Source organism: Pseudomonas sp. MWU347 (genome assembly GCF_017947305.1).
GTDB lineage: Bacteria > Pseudomonadota > Gammaproteobacteria > Pseudomonadales > Pseudomonadaceae > Aquipseudomonas > Aquipseudomonas putida_A.
Map to the genome: position 1 here is coordinate 36,081 of NZ_JAFGZB010000008.1, position 14,066 is coordinate 50,146.

Genomic DNA, 14,066 nt, shown 5'->3' on the forward strand with positions numbered 1-14,066 from the left:
CGGCGCGGCCAACCGCCCGCGCCCGTCCACCCGCAATGAGTTGTCATGGAATTCATCCGCAGCCGTATCGAACAGCAACTCATGAGCCTGACCGGGCTGTCGCTCGGTCAGCTTGACCTGGAAAATCCCAAGGGCGATCCCGGGCTGTTCGGCCCGGACTCGATCAGTTGGCAAGTGCACGGCGATTTCAGCAGCATGCTGATCGGCGGCATCAGCGCGTTGTTGCTGCAAGCCCTGCATCCGCTGGCGCTGGCCGGGGTCTGGGACCATTCGAATTTTCGTCAGGACATGCTCGGTCGTTTGCGCCGCACCAGTCAGTTTGTCTCCGGCACCACCTTCGGCTCGCGCCGTGACGCCGAATGGCTGATCGACAAAGTGCGCAGCATTCACCTGCAGGTGGTCGGTACCGCGCCGGATGGCCGGCCGTATGCCGCCAGCGATCCGGACCTGCTGACCTGGGTGCATGTGGCCGAGGTCAGCAACTTCCTCACCGCGCATTTGCGTTACCGCAACCCGCAATTGTCGGCGGCGGATCAGGATCGTTACTACGCGGAAATCGCCGTGGTCGCCGAGCGCCTGGGTGCGCGGGATGTGCCGAAATCGCGGCAAGCCGTGGCCGACTATCTGCAACGCATGCGTCCGCAATTGCTCTGTGATGAGCGCAGCCGCGAAGTCCTGCGCCTGCTGCTCGATGCCCCGGCCCCGAGCGTGCTGGCCCGACCGTTTGGCGACTTGATGATGAAGGCCGGCATCGATCTGTTGCCGGACTGGGCCAGCGCCATGTTCGGCATACGGCAGAACCCGCTGCAACGCCAGTTGATCCGAGCCAGCGTGAAGCGCAGTGCGCCGATGCTGCGCTGGGCGATGCGCAACGGGTCGGTGCAACGGGCCAAACGCCGAATGGGACTGCTCACCTGATTTATACACAGAACCTGTGGCGAGGGAGCTTGCTCCCGCTGGGTTGCGCAGCGACCCTCGGAATGTTGCGAGCGCTTCGCACTCAAGCGGGAGCAAGCTCCCTCGCCACAGATCTGCGCAATGTCTCAGGGCTTCGGTAACTGCTAAACTCCCGCGCCTCAATTCTCACCAGCAAGGCGCACGCATGTCTTCCTTGAATCAGGCGCTGCGCGCCGCCCTCGATAAACGCCAGGATCTGCTCGCTGAGCTGCACAGCCAGGGCACCGATTGCTATCGGCTGTTCCACGGCAGCCAGGAAGGCGCCGGTGGCCTGACCGTCGACCGCTACGGTCCGCAATTGCTGGTGCAAAGTTTTCACCAGACCCTGGAGCGTGACGACCTGCTGCAACTGCACGCCATGGTCAATCAGACCCTGGGGTTTGACACCCTGCTGGTCTACAACGACCGCTCCCGGGGCAACTCGCGCATCGATCGCGAAGACAGCGTCTACAAAGCCGACGCCGCCGCACTGGCGGATCTGGTCGGCCACGAATGGGGCCTGAACTATCGCGTGCGCGGGCGGCATGCCGGGCAGGATCCGCTGCTGTTTCTCGACCTGCGCAACACTCGCGGCTGGGTCAAGGATCACGCCAAGGGCAAAAGTGTGCTCAACCTCTTTGCCTACACCTGTGGCGTCGGCCTGAGTGCCGCTGCCGGTGGCGCGCGCGAGGTGTGTAACCTCGACTTCGCCGAAGGCAATCTGGCAGTCGGCCGAGAAAACGGCCTGCTCAACCCGCAACTGCCCGAGATGCAATTCATCCAGTCCGATTACTTCCCGGCGATCCGTCAGCTCGCCGGCCTGCCGATCAGCCAGCGGCGCGGGCAGAAACTGCCGAGCTATCAGCGCCTCGACCAGCGCCAATACGATCTGGTGCTGCTCGACCCGCCCGCTTGGGCCAAGAGTGCTTTCGGCACCGTCGACCTGCTGCGCGACTATCAGAGCCTGCTCAAACCGGCGCTGCTGACCACCGCTGACAACGGCGTGCTGATCTGCTGCAACAACCTGGCAAAAGTCAGCATGGACGACTGGCGCGAACAGGTCCTGCGTTGTGCAGAGAAGGCCGGGCGACCGGTGCGCGAATGGAGCGTGATGACTCCGGGCGCGGATTTCCCGTCGCTGGATCAGCAGCCACCGCTGAAAACCCTGATCCTGCAGCTGTAACCCCCCCTGCGGGACTGGCAACCATCCAATGTGGGAGCGAGCTTGCTCGCGAAAGCGGCGCGTCAGTCAGCATATTTCTCGACTGATCCACCGCTTTCGCGAGCAAGCTCGCTCCCACAGTGTCTTGGTCCTACAGAACAATCTGAACAATCCTGCCCCCCACGATGTACTTCGGAACCAGAATCGCGTGCCATACTCCAAGGCACTCCGATTCAGAGATGAAGCCGCACATGCCCAAAGGATTGATTCGCGCGATTGGCGCCTTGTTGACTGCTCTGGCCCTCTACAGCCTGCTGGGGTTTCTGATTTTGCCGGGCATCGCCCTGCGTATCGCCAACCAGCAACTGGCGAACTACGCCACGGTGCCCGCGCATATCCAGCGCATCGAACTCAATCCGTTCAGCCTGGAAGTCACCCTGTGGGGCTTGGTCGTCGGTGAGCCGGGCAAGGAGCAGGTCGGCTTCGAGCGACTGTATGCCAACCTGCAACTCGACAGCCTGTGGACCAAGGCGCTGCATCTGGCCGATATCGAGCTGGACAAGCCCAAGACCGAAATCCTCTTCGCCAAGGACGGCCAGCTCAATCTGCTGGGCCTGTTCAAAATTCCCGCCAGCGAACCGACCCCGGCCGATCCGAATGCCAAGCCGTTCCCGCTGCGCATCGATCGCATCCAGCTGGCCGGTGGCAACGTACATTTCCAGGACGCCCGGCCGAGTGAGCCGATCGAGTTCATCTACGACAAACTCGACTTCGAGCTGAAAAACCTCAGCACCCTCCCCGACGATAACGCCGACATGACCCTGGTCGCCGCCGGCCCGGCCGGTGGGCAGATCGACTGGAAAGGCAACTTCAGCCTGATCCCGTTCACCTCCGAAGGCACCTTGAAAGTCACCGACGGCAAGATGAAATCCTTCTGGCCTTACGTGCGTGACGCGCTGCCGCTGGTACTCGAAGACGGCGTGCTGAATCTCAGCACCGAATACAAACTGAATCTGTCGAAAGAAACCGAACTGCTGTTGAACAACGTCGCGGTGAGCATTGCGCCGTTCGCGATCAAGGCGCCGGACGGGCGTCCGTTGGCAAAACTCGAACGCCTCGATGTCAGCGAAACCTCGCTGGACCTGGCCAAACAGCAAGTAGTGGTCGGCAAGATCCGCAGCAACAAACTGGAAACCTGGGTTGCGCTCGAAGCCGACGGCCAGCTCGACTGGCAGAAACTGTTCGCCAGCCAGCCATCGAAACCTGCCGCCAAGGCCGCCGCCGAACCCAAGACCACTCCGGCCGCCGCCGACTCGCCGAAAGAACCGGTCGCGCCGAGCAAGCCCTGGCAAGTGCTGCTCAAAGACGTCCAGCTACGCAACTACACCGTGCATCTCGCCGACCGTTCGGCCAACCCGCCGGTGGCGCTGGATGTGACGCCGCTGAACATTGATCTGCAGGATTTCGACAGCCTCAACGGTTCGCCCTTCAAGGTCAGGCTCGACAGCGGCTTGGGCAAACAAGGCAAGATCAACGCCGATGGCGTGGTCAACCTCGCGCCGGTCACCGCCCAGCTCAATGTGAAAACCCAGGACATCGACCTGCGGGTTGCACAGTCCTACATCAATCCGTTCATTCGCCTTGAGCTGCGCAGCGGCATGCTCGGCAGCGACCTCAAGGTCAACCTCAAGAGCACCGCCCCCCTCGCACTCGGCGTGACCGGGCGCGCGCAGATCGATCAACTGCACACCCTCGACACCCTGAAAACCCGCGACTTCCTCAAGTGGCAGCAAGTGGTGGTTGAAGGCATCAACTATCAACACGGTGACAGCCTGTCGATCGACAAGGTCAACCTGTTCCAGCCGTACGCGCGGTTCATGATCAACGACGACCGCACCACCAACATCGACGATCTGCTGATCCCGCAGCCCGCCGACAATGGTGCGAAAACCGCAGCGGCGAAACCGGCCAGTAAAGACAAACCACTGGGCATTCACATCGGCGCGATTGCGATCAACGACGGCTCGGCCAACTTCGCCGACTTCAGCCTGACGCCGAATTTCGCTACGGCGGTTCAACAGCTCAACGGCCAGATCGGCACCATCGACAGTCGTCAGGCGAAACCGGCCAGCGTCGACATCAAGGGCAAGGTCGACCGCTATGCCCCGGTGACCATCAAAGGCGCGGTCAATCCGTTCGACCCGATGGCCAGCCTCGACATCGCCACCAGTTTCAAACGCGTCGAGCTGACTACCCTGACCCCGTATTCCGGCAAGTTCGCCGGTTACCGCATCCGCAAGGGCCGGCTCAACCTCGACCTGCACTACCTGATTACCAAGGGCCAGTTGAAGGCTGAAAACAAAGTGGTGGTCGAGCAGTTGCAACTCGGCGAGAAAGTCGACAGCCCGGATGCCGTGAGCCTGCCGCTGAAACTGGCGATTGCCCTGCTCAAGGACGTAGACGGCAAGATCTCCATCGAACTGCCAGTGACCGGCGACCTCAACAACCCGCAGTTCAGCGTGATGCCGATTGTCTGGCAGACCCTGCGCAACCTGATCGTCAAGGCCGCCGCCGCACCGTTCAAGATGATTGGCGGACTGATCAACGGTGGCGGCTCCGAAGACCTCGGTACCGTGTCATTTGCTGCGGGCTCAAGCGATTTGAGCAAGGATGCCGAAGCAGCGCTGGATAAACTGTCCCAAGCCCTCAAGGAACGTCCAGCCCTGCGTCTGGAAATCGAAGGCACTGCCGCACAGAGCAGCGACGGCCCGTTGATTGCCGAGCAGCGTCTGGAGCGCGAATACCAGTACAACTACTACAAGATGCTCCAGCGCCGGGGCGACAAGGTGCCGGCCCAGGCTTCACTGCTGCAAGTGCCGGAGAGCGAGAAAGGCCCGCTGCTCGAAGGCATCTACCGCACCCGTCTGAAAACTCAGCCACCGGCCGAATGGAAGGATCTGGGCAAAGAAGAACGCACGGCGAAAATGCGTGATGGTGTGATCAAGTTCTGGAGTTCCAGCGATGTACTGCTGCGGCAGCTGGGTCAGGAACGCGCCAGCAGCATCAAGGACTATCTGGTCGACAAGGGCCAACTGGCGGATGACCGGGTGTACTTCATCGACGCCAACCTTGGCGAAGCCGAAAGCGATGGTCGGGTCGTGACGCAAATGCACCTGGACGCGGAATGATGAACCACAAATGGCTGGCTGCGTTGACGCTGCTGCTCGCTGGCAGCCCTGCGCTGGCCTCCGACACGCTGCGCTGTGGCAGTCAGTTGGTCAGCCTCGGTGACCGCGCCAGCGAAGTACTGCAGAAGTGTGGCGAACCGGTGAGCCGCGATGTCCTCGGCTACAAGCGCAGCGCCAACCGCCGCGAAGAGTTTCAGGTCGAGGAATGGACCTACGGCCCGAGCAACGGCATGTATCAATATCTGCGCTTTGAAGGCAATCGTCTGCGGCAGATCAACAGCAAGCGCGGTAATTAATTCACCCCCCCTGTAGGAGTGAGCCTGCTCGCGATAGCGGTGTGTCAGTCAGCAGATTTCTCAATCTGACACACCGCTATCGCGAGCAGGCTCACTCCTACAATTGTTTTGTGGTGCCCCTGAAATAGAACAGGCCCCGACACAAGTGCCGGGGCCCGTAATGGTCACATCCGTGTGACCGTTCGCATGAACTCTAAAGTTGCGGCAGACGTATTGCTCGGCCCGTCTGTCGCGCCTTCTCCCGGTCCAGGCGAGAAGTCATGCCTTACTCGGCTTTCAGGCCGTCAGCGGAGACCGCTTTGACGCCTTTGATTTTCTTGGCGATAGCCACGGCGGTGGTTTTCTGAGCCTCGGTCACTGCAACAGTGGAGGACAGTGATACAACGCCTTTGTTGGTTTCAACTTTGATATCGGTACCTGGGATGCCTTTTTCGGTTACCAGGTCGCTTTTGACTTTGGTAGTGATCCAGGTATCGGAAGTAGCTTCTTTAGCCTTGGTCATTTCACCAGCAGCCAGAGTCATTGGAGCCTGAGTAGCCTGGGTGGATTGTGCGAAAGCACCGGAAGCCATGGTCAGGGTCAGCGCGGTAGCAGCAGCGGCAGTGATAGCGAACTTCTTCATACGAGTAACTCCTGTTTTTCTGGAAAGTCTGCTGGTTGTCTTGTCAGCAGGGTTACTGGGTATATTGCGAAGGCTGTGCCAACTTTTCGAAAGACAACAAATCCTTTTAAATCAATGATTTACGAATTAAGCAAATTTTCGGAATCATGCAATTTGCATGACAAGTGCATTATCGACATGCAAGTTGCGGCTTTTCGGAAAGTTCCTAACACGCTGAAATTCTTGAAGCTTTTTTCCAGCGTCAAAAGACAAAAAAATGCCCCGCAAAGCGGGGCACTTGCCAATCAGGCCATCGCATCAAGTGCCGCTGGCAGTGCAGCCTTTTGGCGAGTAATCGGGATTGACTGTCGTGGCACAGGTCCACACACCAGAGGTATTACCCGTAGCAGCGCCCGAACGAGTAAGCGTGATGGTTTTGCCCAGTACCGGTCCCGGCGCGTTGAGCAGTGTGCAGCTGATGCTGCCCGCCCCCGTCGCCGCTGTACCTGTAACCGCCACCGTACAGTTGGAGGTGGTGGTTGTACCGCCATTCACAGCGGTTATATCCGGAGCGGTACCTTGATTGATGGTGTCCTCAAACGGCACCTTCATCGCACTGATCTCCGCCAGCCCCGCAGTCACTTTTGATCGCGCCTGATACTTCGAATACTGCGGCAGGGCGATGGTCGCCAGAATCCCGATGATCGCCACCACGATCAGCAGCTCGATCAGAGTGAAACCTTTTTGGTTGTTCATAGACAGGCTCTCCATGCATGAGTCGGAATCTCATGATCTGCAAAGGGCTCAGCATAGGCCGTGCCAACCGCTTGCAGACCCCGCACGCTCGGCATAAAGGTGCCGTGTCGCGCTTTCCTACAACCCGTAACCGCACTATCTGACACTTTTTGTCACCTGTACCGGGCGTGTTTGGCGCTGTCACTTGACTAGGCTATAAGTCATGAACTGTCAGCATCCGGAATCCCCATGAATGACATCGCTCTGAGCGGTCTGGCCAAGCAATTGGTGCAGGCCGAACTGCTTACGGAAAAAAGCGCCCAGCAGGCTTGGCAACAGGCGCAGCGCAATCGGCTGTCGCTGGTCAGCTACCTGGTGCAGAACAAACTGGTGAAGAGCTCACAGGTGGCCGAGATCGCTTCCGAGCATTTCGGTATGGCCTTCATGGACCTCAATTGCCTGGACAAGGAAACCCAGCCCAAAGGCCTGGTCAGTGAAAAACTGGTGCGCCAGCATCACGCCCTGCCCTTGTGGCGCCGTGGCAACAAGCTGTTCGTGGGCATTTCCGACCCGAGCAATCATCAGGCGATCAATGACATTCAGTTCAGCACCGGGCTGAGTACCGAAGCCATTCTGGTGGAGGACGACAAGCTCACCGAGGCCATCGAGAAATTCTTCGACACCCACGCCAGCGGCCTCGAAGAAATGGCCGACGTCGATCTCGACGGCGTGGATGTCGAGTCCGTCGACGACAGCCGCCAGGACGCCATCGGCGGACTCGACGCCGATGACGCGCCGGTCGTGCGTTTCGTGCACAAGATGCTGCTCGACGCGATCAAGAGTGGCTCCTCTGACCTGCACTTCGAACCTTACGAAAAGACCTTCCGGGTGCGGGTGCGCACCGATGGCATCCTGCGCGAGGTGGCCAAACCGCCGATCCAGTTGGCCGGGCGAATCGCCGCACGCCTGAAAGTCATGGCCAGCCTGGATATCTCGGAACGGCGCAAACCCCAGGACGGGCGGATCAAGATGCGCCTGTCGAAGACCAAGTCCATCGACTTCCGGGTCAACACTTTACCGACCCTATGGGGCGAAAAAGTGGTGATCCGGATTCTCGACCCGTCCAGCGCGCAGATCGGCATCGATGCATTGGGTTACGAACCGGCGCAGAAAGACCTGTACATGGCCGCGCTCAAGCAGCCCCAAGGGATGATTCTGGTAACCGGACCTACCGGGTCGGGGAAAACCGTATCGCTGTACACCGGCCTCAATATTCTCAACACCGTCGACATCAACATTTCCACCGCCGAAGACCCGGTGGAAATCAACATGGAAGGCATCAACCAGGTCAACGTCAATCCGAAACAGGGGCTGGATTTTGCTCAGGCCCTGCGTTCGTTTCTGCGGCAGGATCCGGACGTGATCATGGTCGGGGAAATCCGCGACCTGGAAACCGCCGAAATCGCGATCAAGGCCGCGCAGACCGGCCACCTGGTGCTGTCCACGCTGCACACCAACAGCGCTGCCGAAACCCTGACCCGTCTGCACAACATGGGCATTCCCGGGTTCAACATCGCCACCTCGGTCAGCCTGATCATCGCACAGCGCCTGGCGCGCAAGCTGTGCAGCCACTGCAAGAAACCGATCGAGATCCCCCGCGAAACACTGATCAAGGAAGGTTTCCCGCCGGAACAGATCGGCAGTTTCACGATCTATGAGCCGGTCGGTTGCGACCTCTGCAACGGCGGCTACAAGGGACGCGTGGGGATTTACGAAGTGGTGAAAAACACCCCTGACCTGCAACGGCTGATCATGGCCGAAGGCAATTCGCTGGAAATCGACAGCCAGATGCGTCGCGACGGCTTCGACGACCTGCGCACCTCGGGCCTGCACAAGGCCATGCAAGGCATCACCAGCCTGGAAGAAATCAACCGGGTCACCAAGGACTGAACATGGCGGTCAAGGCAGCGAAAATCAGCATCTACGCCTGGGAAGGCACGGATCGCAAAGGCAGCAAAGTCACGGGCGAGTTGAGCGGGCAGAACCCCGCGCTGATCAAGGCCCAACTGCGCAAGCAAGGAATCAATCCGGGCAAGGTACGGAAGAAATCCACCTCCCTGCTCAGCCTCGGCAAACGCATCAAGGCCCAGGACATCGCCCTGTTCACCCGGCAGATGGCAACCATGATGAAAGCCGGCGTACCGCTGCTGCAGTCGTTCGACATCATTGGCGAAGGCTTCGACAACCCGGCGATGCGCAAACTGGTAGACGAGGTGAAGCAGGAAGTGGCCGCCGGCAACAGCTTCGCCGCCGCACTGCGCAAGAAACCGCAGTATTTCGATGAGCTGTATTGCAACCTGGTGGATGCCGGCGAGCAATCCGGCGCCCTCGATACGTTGCTTGAGCGGGTCGCGACCTATAAGGAAAAAAGCGAAGCGCTCAAGGCCAAGATCAAGAAAGCCCTGACCTACCCCAGCGCCGTGGTGCTGGTGGCAATGGTCGTTACCGGGATTCTGCTGGTAAAAGTGGTGCCGCAGTTTCAGTCGGTATTTTCCGGCTTCGGCGCCGAATTGCCGGCCTTCACCCTGATGGTAATCAGTATCTCGGAGTTCCTGCAGCAATGGTGGTGGGCGGTACTTGGTGCGCTGATCGCGGCGGTGTTCGGCATCCGCCATGCGCTGAAGAAGTCCCAGGCCTTGCGCGACCGCAAGGACACCTGGCTGCTGAAGCTGCCGCTGGTGGGCACGCTGATGTACAAATCGGCAGTGGCGCGATTCGCCCGCACCCTGTCGACTACCTTTGCCGCTGGCGTACCGCTGGTGGAGGCACTGGATTCGGTGGCGGGTGCCACCGGTAACGTGGTGTTCAAACGCGCGGTGCTGCGCATCCGTCAGGACGTCGCCACCGGCATGCAGCTGAATTTCTCGATGCGCAGCACCGGCGTCTTCCCCAACATGGCGGTGCAGATGACCGCCATCGGTGAGGAATCGGGCGCGCTGGATGACATGCTCGACAAGGTCGCCGGTTTTTATGAAGAGGAAGTGGATAACATGGTCGACAACCTCACCAGCCTGATGGAGCCGTTCGTCATGGTGGTGCTCGGGGTCATCGTCGGCGGGCTGGTCGTGGCCATGTACCTGCCGATCTTCCAGCTTGGCTCAGCGATCTGACATGCCTATCGACGAACTCTTCAGTCTGTATCCGCTGGCCTTTGTGTGCACCGCCCTGCTGTTGGGTCTGGTGGTCGGCAGTTTCCTCAACGTACTGGTCTGGCGCCTGCCGAGAATGCTCGAGCGCGATTGGCGCCAGCAGGCGCAGGACGTCCTCGGCCTGCCGACCGAAACGCCACTGCCGACCTACAACCTGATGCTGCCGCACTCCCAGTGCCCACACTGCGGCCACCGGATTCGGGCTTGGGAAAACATTCCGCTGCTCAGTTACCTGGTGCTGCGCGGACGCTGTTCGGCGTGTGCCGCGCCCATCAGCAAACGTTATCCCCTGACCGAACTGGCCTGCGGCCTGCTTTCGGCATTCGTTGCCTGGCATTTGGGTTTCGGCTGGCCGGCGGGCCTGTTGATCGTCCTTACCTGGGGGCTGCTGGCGATGAGCCTGATCGACACCGAACATCAACTGCTGCCCGATGTGCTGGTGTTGCCGTTGTTGTGGCTGGGGCTGATCGTCAACAGTTTCGGGCTTTTCGTCTCGCTGCACGCGGCGTTGTGGGGTGCGGTGGCCGGTTACATGGCGCTGTGGTCGGTGTTCTGGCTGTTCAAGCTGCTGACCGGCAAGGACGGCATCGGCCACGGCGATTTCAAGCTGCTGGCGCTGCTCGGGGCCTGGGGCGGCTGGCAGATTCTGCCGCTGACAATCCTGCTGTCGTCGCTGGTGGGGGCGATTGTCGGAGTGATTCTGCTACGTCTGCGTGAGCAGAAAACCTCGACGCCGATGCCCTTCGGCCCGTATCTGGCAATTGCCGGCTGGATTGCCTTGCTCTGGGGTGGTCAAATAACCGACTTCTATTGGCAGTTTGTCGGTTTGAAATGAATACCCCTGTGGAAAAACCCTGGATTCTCGGCCTGACCGGCGGCATCGGCAGCGGCAAAAGCGCCGCGGCCCAGCACTTCATCGATCTCGGGATCCATGTGGTCGACGCCGACCACGCGGCGCGCTGGGTGGTCGAGCCGGGGCGCCCGGCACTGGCGAAGATTGCTGAACACTTCGGTTCCGGTGTCCTGCAAGCCGATGGCACGCTGAACCGTGCGGCCCTGCGCAAGTTGATCTTTGAAGTGCCTGAAGAACGCCGCTGGCTCGAAGCCCTGCTGCATCCGTTGATCGCCGAGGAAATCGCGCACCATCTGGGGCTGGCAACATCGCCTTACGCGATTCTGGTTTCACCGTTGCTGATCGAATCCGGGCAGTACGCGATGACTCAAAGAATTCTGGTGATCGATGCCCCGCAACAACTGCAGATCGAACGCACCTTGCAGCGTGACCAGACCAGCGAACAGCAGGTCCAGGCGATCCTCAAGGCCCAGTCCAGCCGTGAAGACCGCGTGAGCCGTGCCGATGATGTGGTGGTCAACGACCGCGACCTCGCCTCGTTGCACAGCGAAGTCGAGCGCCTGCATCACTTTTACCTGACTTTATCCGGAGGCCAGTCATGAGCCCTACAACCGTCGAATGCCCAACCTGCGGCGCCCCCGTGGAATTTACCCCCGAGAACAAATTCCGCCCGTTCTGCTCCGATCGCTGCAAGCTGATCGACCTCGGCGCCTGGGCGTCCGAAGAGCACAAGATTCCGGTCGCCCCGGATGCCGAAGACGAAATGTTCTCCGGCGATTTCGACCCGCGTCACTGATCGCGATCAGGGCCGCATGAAGCCGTAGTCCTGATCGTCGTCGAGGTTTTCCGCGAGAAAGCGCAACTCGTCGGCCAGGTCTTCGGCGTTGCGCACCGTCTTGCTCTGTTGCACCACCGCGCTGAGCAAGGCGCGCAAACTCAGGCCCGGATCGAAGCCCACCTCCAGCGCCATGTCCAGACTCTGCCGGGTCTCCTGCCTCGCCCACTCGTAAACACTCATGCCGCTGCTCCTGAAGGAATTTGGCCGAGCATGAAATGCCGCGTGGATGACGGATTTGATGTGGATCAAGACTTGGGATCGTCGTCCTTCCAGGGCGCCGAAAGGTAGCGGGTGCGGTTGAAGGTTTCCAGCCACTCGGGGCTGAACACCACCAGCGCGCTGATCACCATGCCGTTGATGAACGCTTCGGGAAAGATCAGCAGCCACAGGTAGCCGATGAAATCTTCCAGCCATTCCGGCATGGCAAACAGACCGTCGTACCACAGCAGGCCCAGACTCAGCGTCAGACACAGCAATGCGGACAACGCTGCGGCAAAGAACCCGGAACAGAAGATATACACAAACGGATTACGCGGCTGGGCGCGCTCGACGAGGATCGCCACGCACTCGGTGATCAACACCGGCAACAGGATCAGCAACGTACCGTTGACCCCGACCGCCGCCAGATCCTGGCGCCCGAGCAACACCAGCCCGAGCTGCGCCACCAGCCCGCCGATGATCGCCAGCGGCCAGTCGAGCAGCAACGTCACGGCGGTCATGCCGATGAAGTGATAAGAAACCCCGGTGTCGAAATCCCTGCGCACCATCCACAGCAGAAACAAGGCGAACACCGTGCCGAACAGCAGATGCTGGCGGCGACTGTCAGTGAACAACTCGACCCACGGCGCACGACAGATCGCCCACAACAACACCGGCAGGTAAATCAGCCAGCCGAGTGTCAGGCTCGTCGACGACAGCAGTTCTGCACCGATCATGAATCCCTTACCTTCTCCATGGGTTTGATTCCTTCATCGGAGTCTACACCGCCCTCTTCCGGGCATCAGCCGATGCAAAGCTTTCTGCTTGTCGCATTTGAACGCTAAGCTTGGCCTATGGATGACTCAGATTACTTACGCCTGCTGACCATTGCGGCCGAGCAAGCCAACGCGTTCCTGTCCAATGCCCGCAAATGGGAGCGTGAGCGTTGGGTCTGCCAGCGCCTGCTGCAAGGCTTGAACATTCCCTACCGTGCCGATGAGTTCGCCCCCGCCGGCGAGCCGCCGGACGTGCTGTTTCGCGATGCCAATTTCGAAGTGTTCTTCGTTCTCGATGAAGGGCGCCGACTCAACGACGAATGGCGCGATGAACTGCAACGCCGCCGCAGTGCGTTTTCCCTCAGCCAGTTGGTGCGTCGTGAAGCCAAGCCACGGCGGATCCCGGCCAATGAATTCTTGCTGCGACTGGCGCCGACCTTGCGCAAAAAAGCGCACAACTACAAGGAACGCGGCATGGATCTGGGCGAACTGGACATCATCGCCTTCGCCAGCCTTAAGCGCGAAGTGCTGGACCTCAACAGCCATTTTCCACCGCCGACCGAGTATCTGCGTCAGGGTTGGCGCTCGCTGTCGCTGGTCGGCCCGACCTTCGCCCGGGTGCTGTTCGCCCATCCCGATGCGCCGGACTTTCTGCGCAGCAACCTCGGTCGCAGTATCGTCTTCGATGTCGGGATCAGCCTGTGACGCCGCTGCAGCAGTTGATTGCCGACGTCCCGCAGACTGGCCGCGTACGCTGGATCGGCGTGCGCCCCGAGTCTCGCGGCCCGATGATCGAGCTAGACGCGGTCGAGGCACGGCTCGAAGCGGGGTTGACCGGCGATCACGCCCGCCCGGGTGTACGCAACGCACGGCAAGTAACGTTGATTCAGTTCGAACACCTGGCGGTCATCAGCGCGTTGATGGGCCGGCCTGACGATCAACCCGTGAGGCCTGAAGACCTGCGGCGCAATCTGGTCATCAGCGGTATCAATCTGTTTAGTCTCAAGGGTCGGCGCTTTCGCATCGGTCAGGCAATATTCGAGACCACCGGTTGGTGCCAGCCCTGCGCGCGCCTGCAAAACAACCTCGGTCCCGGCACCTTTCAAGCGGTGCGCGGGCATGGCGGAATTACCGCGCGGGTGTTACAAAGCGGGATCATTCGCCTCGACGACGGTGTGTCTGTCGAACCGGTTCCGGACAGCGGCTATGCTGCGTTCAACCCCGGTTGAAAACCGCTGTAGCTTCTGCACATTCAGCAACGTCTACCTGACGAG

The 14,066-nt window shown here is 60.2% G+C and carries 15 protein-coding genes; 11 read left to right on the forward strand and 4 right to left on the reverse strand.

The genetic code is table 11. The features are described from left to right. Positions 1-45 precede the first annotated feature (45 nt). The 4 genes from KCG87_RS17770 to KCG87_RS17785 all read left to right on the forward strand — a co-directional run bounded on the left by KCG87_RS17770 (position 46) and on the right by KCG87_RS17785 (position 5,582). Positions 46-918, forward strand: coding sequence for an oxygenase MpaB family protein (locus KCG87_RS17770; protein WP_210558645.1), 873 nt, complete (start codon positions 46-48; stop codon positions 916-918). A 184-nt stretch (positions 919-1,102) separates the two neighbouring features. Continuing rightward, positions 1,103-2,119: a class I SAM-dependent methyltransferase gene (locus tag KCG87_RS17775; RefSeq protein ID WP_098965654.1), complete on the forward strand. Its 1,017-nt coding sequence runs from the start codon at positions 1,103-1,105 to the stop codon at positions 2,117-2,119. A 218-nt stretch (positions 2,120-2,337) separates the two neighbouring features. Continuing rightward, positions 2,338-5,286 carry a DUF748 domain-containing protein gene (locus KCG87_RS17780; RefSeq protein WP_210558644.1) on the forward strand — a complete coding sequence of 983 codons (2,949 nt, stop codon included), beginning with the start codon at positions 2,338-2,340 and terminating at the stop codon, positions 5,284-5,286. Continuing rightward, a complete protein-coding gene (locus tag KCG87_RS17785) occupies positions 5,286-5,582 on the forward strand; it encodes a DUF2845 domain-containing protein (protein WP_134787354.1) in 297 nt (98 codons plus the stop codon). The genes KCG87_RS17780 and KCG87_RS17785 overlap by 1 nt, the downstream gene beginning before the upstream one ends. Before the next feature lie 265 nt (positions 5,583-5,847). Here KCG87_RS17785 and KCG87_RS17790 read toward each other — a convergent pair whose 3' ends face one another. Together KCG87_RS17790 and KCG87_RS17795 are read right to left on the reverse strand one after the other, a co-directional pair. Then, positions 5,848-6,204, reverse strand: coding sequence for a BON domain-containing protein (locus tag KCG87_RS17790; RefSeq protein WP_025108814.1), 357 nt, complete (start codon positions 6,202-6,204; stop codon positions 5,848-5,850). 297 nt (positions 6,205-6,501) lie between these two features. After that, complete coding sequence (locus KCG87_RS17795) at positions 6,502-6,939, reverse strand: pilin (protein WP_097089220.1); 438 nt, start codon at positions 6,937-6,939, stop codon at positions 6,502-6,504. A gap of 228 nt (positions 6,940-7,167) precedes the next feature. Here KCG87_RS17795 and pilB point away from each other — a divergent pair, with 228 nt between their 5' ends. Genes pilB through yacG form a run of 5 tightly spaced genes read left to right on the forward strand, consistent with a single transcriptional unit; the run spans position 7,168 to position 11,776 of the window. Beyond that, a complete protein-coding gene (gene pilB, locus KCG87_RS17800) occupies positions 7,168-8,868 on the forward strand; it encodes a type IV-A pilus assembly ATPase PilB (RefSeq protein WP_098965662.1) in 1,701 nt (566 codons plus the stop codon). A gap of 2 nt (positions 8,869-8,870) precedes the next feature. Next, entirely contained in the window at positions 8,871-10,088 is a 1,218-nt protein-coding gene (locus KCG87_RS17805) for a type II secretion system F family protein (RefSeq protein ID WP_098965663.1), read from the forward strand. Between the two features lies 1 nt (position 10,089). Continuing rightward, positions 10,090-10,962: an A24 family peptidase gene (locus KCG87_RS17810; RefSeq protein WP_210558643.1), complete on the forward strand. Its 873-nt coding sequence runs from the start codon at positions 10,090-10,092 to the stop codon at positions 10,960-10,962. Beyond that, the gene (gene coaE, locus KCG87_RS17815; protein WP_210558642.1) at positions 10,959-11,582 is read left to right on the forward strand and encodes a dephospho-CoA kinase; all 624 of its coding nucleotides are present in this window, start codon (positions 10,959-10,961) and stop codon (positions 11,580-11,582) included. Before KCG87_RS17810 ends, coaE begins: the two co-directional genes overlap by 4 nt. Next, positions 11,579-11,776 (forward strand): DNA gyrase inhibitor YacG, encoded by a 198-nt coding sequence (gene yacG / locus KCG87_RS17820; protein WP_003228296.1) that lies wholly within the window; start codon positions 11,579-11,581, stop codon positions 11,774-11,776. Before coaE ends, yacG begins: the two co-directional genes overlap by 4 nt. A gap of 6 nt (positions 11,777-11,782) precedes the next feature. Here the strand turns inward: yacG and KCG87_RS17825 are convergent, their stop codons facing one another. Next, complete coding sequence (locus KCG87_RS17825; protein ID WP_003228298.1) at positions 11,783-11,998, reverse strand: hypothetical protein; 216 nt, start codon at positions 11,996-11,998, stop codon at positions 11,783-11,785. A gap of 65 nt (positions 11,999-12,063) precedes the next feature. Further along, positions 12,064-12,753 carry an energy-coupling factor ABC transporter permease gene (locus tag KCG87_RS17830; RefSeq protein ID WP_135296585.1) on the reverse strand — a complete coding sequence of 230 codons (690 nt, stop codon included), beginning with the start codon at positions 12,751-12,753 and terminating at the stop codon, positions 12,064-12,066. Between the two features lie 117 nt (positions 12,754-12,870). On the opposite strand from KCG87_RS17830, the gene KCG87_RS17835 reads away from it, so the two are divergent. Together KCG87_RS17835 and KCG87_RS17840 are read left to right on the forward strand one after the other, a co-directional pair. Continuing rightward, the gene (locus KCG87_RS17835; RefSeq protein ID WP_003228301.1) at positions 12,871-13,497 is read left to right on the forward strand and encodes a DUF1780 domain-containing protein; all 627 of its coding nucleotides are present in this window, start codon (positions 12,871-12,873) and stop codon (positions 13,495-13,497) included. Beyond that, positions 13,494-14,021, forward strand: a complete 528-nt coding sequence (locus tag KCG87_RS17840; protein WP_098965671.1) for an MOSC domain-containing protein — start codon at positions 13,494-13,496, stop codon at positions 14,019-14,021. The genes KCG87_RS17835 and KCG87_RS17840 overlap by 4 nt, the downstream gene beginning before the upstream one ends. The last annotated feature ends 45 nt before the right edge of the window (positions 14,022-14,066 follow it).

Excerpts from the sequence above, each read along its gene's own strand:
- KCG87_RS17770 (WP_210558645.1), top strand. The coding sequence starts at position 46 with ATGGAATTCATCCGCAGCCGTATCGAACAGCAACTCATGAGCCTGACC.
- KCG87_RS17775 (WP_098965654.1), top strand. The coding sequence starts at position 1,103 with ATGTCTTCCTTGAATCAGGCGCTGCGCGCCGCCCTCGATAAACGCCAG.
- KCG87_RS17780 (WP_210558644.1), top strand. The coding sequence starts at position 2,338 with ATGAAGCCGCACATGCCCAAAGGATTGATTCGCGCGATTGGCGCCTTG.
- KCG87_RS17785 (WP_134787354.1), top strand. The coding sequence starts at position 5,286 with ATGAACCACAAATGGCTGGCTGCGTTGACGCTGCTGCTCGCTGGCAGC.
- KCG87_RS17790 (WP_025108814.1), bottom strand. The coding sequence starts at position 6,204 with ATGAAGAAGTTCGCTATCACTGCCGCTGCTGCTACCGCGCTGACCCTG.
- KCG87_RS17795 (WP_097089220.1), bottom strand. The coding sequence starts at position 6,939 with ATGAACAACCAAAAAGGTTTCACTCTGATCGAGCTGCTGATCGTGGTG.
- pilB (WP_098965662.1), top strand. The coding sequence starts at position 7,168 with ATGAATGACATCGCTCTGAGCGGTCTGGCCAAGCAATTGGTGCAGGCC.
- KCG87_RS17805 (WP_098965663.1), top strand. The coding sequence starts at position 8,871 with ATGGCGGTCAAGGCAGCGAAAATCAGCATCTACGCCTGGGAAGGCACG.
- KCG87_RS17810 (WP_210558643.1), top strand. The coding sequence starts at position 10,090 with ATGCCTATCGACGAACTCTTCAGTCTGTATCCGCTGGCCTTTGTGTGC.
- coaE (WP_210558642.1), top strand. The coding sequence starts at position 10,959 with ATGAATACCCCTGTGGAAAAACCCTGGATTCTCGGCCTGACCGGCGGC.
- yacG (WP_003228296.1), top strand. The coding sequence starts at position 11,579 with ATGAGCCCTACAACCGTCGAATGCCCAACCTGCGGCGCCCCCGTGGAA.
- KCG87_RS17825 (WP_003228298.1), bottom strand. The coding sequence starts at position 11,998 with ATGAGTGTTTACGAGTGGGCGAGGCAGGAGACCCGGCAGAGTCTGGAC.
- KCG87_RS17830 (WP_135296585.1), bottom strand. The coding sequence starts at position 12,753 with ATGATCGGTGCAGAACTGCTGTCGTCGACGAGCCTGACACTCGGCTGG.
- KCG87_RS17835 (WP_003228301.1), top strand. The coding sequence starts at position 12,871 with ATGGATGACTCAGATTACTTACGCCTGCTGACCATTGCGGCCGAGCAA.